Raw genomic sequence first — 4,665 nt, forward strand, 5'->3', positions numbered from 1 at the left:
TAAGGCTGGAGAGGCACCATACACATTGATAGACTATTTCCCAGATGACTTCCTCATCATGGTGGACGAGTCTCATGTAACGATACCTCAAGTACGTGCCATGTACAATGGTGACCGTGCACGTAAAGAATCACTTATCGAATATGGCTTCCGTTTGCCGTCTGCGCTTGATAATAGACCGCTTCAATTCGATGAATTCGTGGAGCGTATCAATCAAATTGTCTATGTATCGGCAACGCCTGGTCCATACGAAATGGAAGTACAAACGAATATTGCAGAGCAAATTATTCGTCCTACTGGTTTACTCGATCCATCCATTGAGATTCGTCCTATTAAGGGACAAATGGATGACTTGCTCGGTGAAATTCATAAGCGAGCTGCTAAGAATGAGCGTGTCCTTGTTACGACCTTAACAAAGAAAATGGCGGAGGATTTAACAGAGTTCTTGAAGGAAATGGGCGTTCGTGTTCGATACCTCCACTCGGATATCGTTACCATCGAGCGTGCCGAAATTATTCGGGACTTACGAGCTGGTGTTTTTGACGTACTGGTTGGTATTAACCTGCTCCGTGAAGGCCTAGATATGCCAGAAGTTTCTCTAGTAGCTATATTAGATGCAGATAAGGAAGGTTTCTTACGTTCTGATACGGCTATGATTCAAACAATCGGTCGGGCTGCTCGTAATGTGAATGGTCACGTTATTATGTACGCTGACCGCGTAACTGGCTCTATGCAACGAGCTATTGATGAAACCGATCGCCGTCGTGCTGTGCAAGAGGCTTATAATATTGAACATAATATTACGCCTAAGTCTGTCTCTAAAGATGTAAAAGAACTCATTGAGTTGACGAAAATTGAAGAAGATATGGTCACCGATGGGAAGGACTTTTCACCGAAGAAAGGGAAAAAGAAATCCTCTACAACAGGTATGGACCATGGACATGAACCATATGCTCAAGAGGCATCTACTCCTAAGGTGGCAGATATAACGCCAGAAGAGTTATTCAATAAGATTGAAGAACTAGACCGTCAAATGAAGGCCGCTGCAAAGCAGCTTGAATTTGAAAAGGCTGCTAAGCTTCGCGACCAATTGGGGGAACTACGTCAACAATGGTCCGATATGCATAGTGCTGGTGAAAGCAAATTGAAAAAGCCCGCATCAAGTAAAGGGAGAAAACGGACCAGTACAAAGAGTAAATCTTAAGTAGGTGTAACATATATTCATATAGTAAAAATTTAACTACTTGAATGTAATTAGTGAATCTATAGAGATAAATTTACATATCTAGATAGATTGTAAGAAAACACATAGATTATATAGACTATATGTGCGATAATATACATATATTATTTCATGTTAGTAAAAATAGAGATGATGCCATTTGGTATCATCTCTTTAAATAGGGAACATAATGAAAGATCAATTGATAGTAAAAGGTGCGCGTCAGCATAACCTTAAAAATATAGATATAGCCTTACCACGAGATCAGTTTATCGTTTTGACTGGTCTCAGTGGTTCTGGTAAATCGTCCTTAGCATTTGATACGATTTACGCAGAAGGGCAACGACGCTATGTAGAGTCCTTGTCTGCGTATGCTCGTCAATTTTTAGGACAAATGGATAAACCTGATGTAGATTATATTGAAGGCTTATCTCCAGCGATTTCTATCGATCAAAAGACAACAAGCCGCAATCCTCGTTCTACAGTCGGTACTGTAACGGAGATTTACGACTACTTGCGTCTATTATTTGCTCGTGTAGGTCATGCCCACTGTCCAGAATGTGGTAAGCCTATTACACAACAAACAATACAACAAATGACAGATGATGTAATGAGCTTCCCAGAAGGTACTAAGATTTTAGTATTGGCGCCTATGATTCAAGGAAAAAAAGGGGAGCATAAATCCGTCTTTGAACAACTTCGTAAAGAAGGCTTTGTTCGTGCTCGCGTAGATGGCGTTGTACGTACATTAGATGAAGATATTACATTAGAGAAAAATAAAAAACACTCTATCGATATCGTGGTAGACCGACTCGTTGTAAAAGAAGGCATCGAATCCCGCTTGGCAGACTCTATGGAGACCGCATCAAAATGGGCAGAAGGCATCGTTGTTATCCAAGAGGTAGACGGCCCTGAACACATGTATAGTCAACACTTTGCATGTCCAGACTGTCATATTTCATTACCGAAAATTGAACCGCGCATGTTCTCCTTCAACAGTCCATTTGGCGCTTGTCCAGCTTGCTTGGGGATTGGCTCCACTATGGAAGTAGACGAAGAGCGCGTTATTCCAGATGGCTCTATTAGCTTTGCCGATGGATGTGTGCAAGCATTGAGCTCTAATCCTAATGCATGGTTTATGCGTCAAGTAGAAGGCCTATTAAAAGCTAATGGATATTCTTTAGACTCTACCTATGATGAATTGCCAAAAGCATTACAGAAAAAAGTCATGTATGGCACGACGGATAAGGTAGCTTTCACCTATGAAAATATGAGAGGTGAAGTAAAGGAATTCTTTACAGAGTACGAAGGTATTTTGCCGATGGTAAAACGCCGTCATAGTGAAGCCTCTACCGATTCTATGCGTGAAGAGTTTGAAAAATTTATGTCCATTAAGCCGTGTACTACATGCCATGGTGCTCGTCTTAAACCTGAAGTGTTAGCTATAACCGTAGGGGATAAGAATATCAATGAAGTAACGCAATTAACCATTAAAGAAGCACTGGATTTCTTTGGTAATTTACAGCTAACTGAACGGGAACAAGTGATTGGCGCTCAAATTTTGAAGGAAATCAATGCTCGCCTTGGCTTCCTCAATAATGTAGGCCTCGATTACCTTACCATGAACCGTAGTGCAGGGACCCTTTCTGGTGGTGAAGCACAACGTATTCGCTTGGCCACACAAATTGGCTCTGGCCTTGTTGGTGTGTTGTATATTCTAGATGAACCATCTATCGGTCTACACCAACGAGATAATGATCGTCTCATCGATACATTAAAAGGTTTACGCGACTTAGGCAATACATTGCTCGTTGTAGAACACGACGAAGATACGATGCGTGCTGCAGACTATCTCGTAGACATCGGTCCAGGAGCAGGTGAGCATGGAGGTCAAATTATTGCAGCTGGTACTGTGGACGAAGTGATGAAGGTAGAAAACTCTATTACTGGTCAGTACTTGAGTGGTCGTAAGTTTATAGCGCTCCCTGAAGAGCGACGTAAGCCAGGTAAAAACTGCATCGAAATTCGCGGTGCGAAGGAAAATAATTTACAAAATGTAAATGTAAAATTCCCTATCGGCCTATTTAATGTGGTTACTGGTGTCAGCGGTTCTGGTAAGTCTACCTTAATCAATGAAATTCTTTATAAAGGTTTAGCTAATCAGTTGTACCGTTCCTTCCATAAGGTAGGGGATCATAAAGAAATCCGTGGCCTAGAACATATCGATAAAATCATCAATATTGACCAAAGTCCAATCGGACGTACACCTCGCTCCAATCCAGCTACCTATACGGGCGTATTTGATGCTATACGCGAGCTCTACAGCCAAACACCAGAGGCTAAGATGCGCGGCTATAAACAAGGTCGCTTTAGCTTTAACGTAAAAGGCGGTCGATGTGAAGCTTGTCGTGGCGATGGTATTATCAAAATTGAAATGCACTTCTTGCCAGATGTATACGTACCTTGCGAAGTATGTAAAGGCGCTCGTTATAACCGTGAAACCTTAGAGGTTAAATATAAAGGCAAATCCATTGCCGATGTATTAGATATGACCGTAGATGATGCAGTAGAATTCTTTAGCGCGATTCCTAAAATTCATCGTAAGATGGTTACCTTACAAGAGGTAGGTCTTGGCTATATCCGTTTAGGTCAAGCGGCCACAACATTATCTGGTGGTGAGGCTCAACGCGTTAAATTAGCTACTGAATTGGCTCGTCGTAGTACAGGCAAAACCCTTTACATCCTTGATGAACCGACAACTGGCCTACATGCCGAAGATATTCGTAAGCTCTTAGATGTACTACAAAAGCTTGTCGATGGTGGAGATACAGTGGTCGTTATTGAACATAACCTAGATGTCATTAAGATGGCGGATCATATCATCGATTTAGGTCCAGAAGGTGGTAATCGTGGTGGTACCATTGTAGCAACAGGTACACCAGAGCAAATCGCCAAGGTAAAAGAAAGCTATACTGGCAAATTCTTAGGCCCTGTATTAGAACAGACCAAGAAATTTATGAAAGCAGCTAAAAATAAGAAATAAAATAAAGTATTCTTAAATTGCAATATGAAATTGAACAGTATCCAAATCTACAATTTTATTAACTTCTTCAAGAAAAACATCCAAAGGGGTTCTATAATTTAGAAGCTTGCGTGGCAAATTATTACACCATTGAAGTGTTCGTTGAATTGTTTCTTCTGAAACGGCTTTTATTGGCATTCCTTTCGGTATACATCTACGAAGTAAACCATTATGCCTTTCGTTCGATCCACGTTCCCAAGCAGAATAAGGTCGAGCAAAATAAATAGACAAAGTTTCATTTTCTAAATCAGATATCTCTGAAAACTCTAAACCGTTATCTGCAGTTATTGTTTTACATAAGTAGGATAGATTAACATCTTTAAACGTATTTAACCATGTATGCAGTGTTTCTTTTACATCA

General features: G+C 40.7%; 3 protein-coding genes. 2 read left to right on the forward strand and 1 reads right to left on the reverse strand.

All coding sequences use genetic code 11. The features are described 5' to 3' along the window. Both QZR70_RS08450 and uvrA read left to right on the forward strand, forming a co-directional pair. A partial coding sequence (locus QZR70_RS08450) for a helicase-related protein (protein WP_295794481.1) occupies positions 1–1,204 on the forward strand: 1,204 nt, incomplete at its 5' end. 208 nt (positions 1,205–1,412) lie between these two features. After that, the gene (gene uvrA, locus QZR70_RS08455) at positions 1,413–4,265 is read left to right on the forward strand and encodes an excinuclease ABC subunit UvrA (RefSeq protein WP_295794483.1); all 2,853 of its coding nucleotides are present in this window, start codon (positions 1,413–1,415) and stop codon (positions 4,263–4,265) included. Positions 4,266–4,277: 12 nt separating this feature from the next. Here the strand turns inward: uvrA and QZR70_RS08460 are convergent. Further along, on the reverse strand, positions 4,278–4,665 hold a 388-nt coding region (locus QZR70_RS08460), incomplete at its 5' end, for an IS30 family transposase (protein WP_295794485.1).

Source organism: uncultured Veillonella sp., from assembly GCF_900545205.1.
Classification (GTDB): domain Bacteria; phylum Bacillota; class Negativicutes; order Veillonellales; family Veillonellaceae; genus Veillonella.

Excerpts from the sequence above, each read along its gene's own strand:
- uvrA (WP_295794483.1), top strand. The coding sequence starts at position 1,413 with ATGAAAGATCAATTGATAGTAAAAGGTGCGCGTCAGCATAACCTTAAA.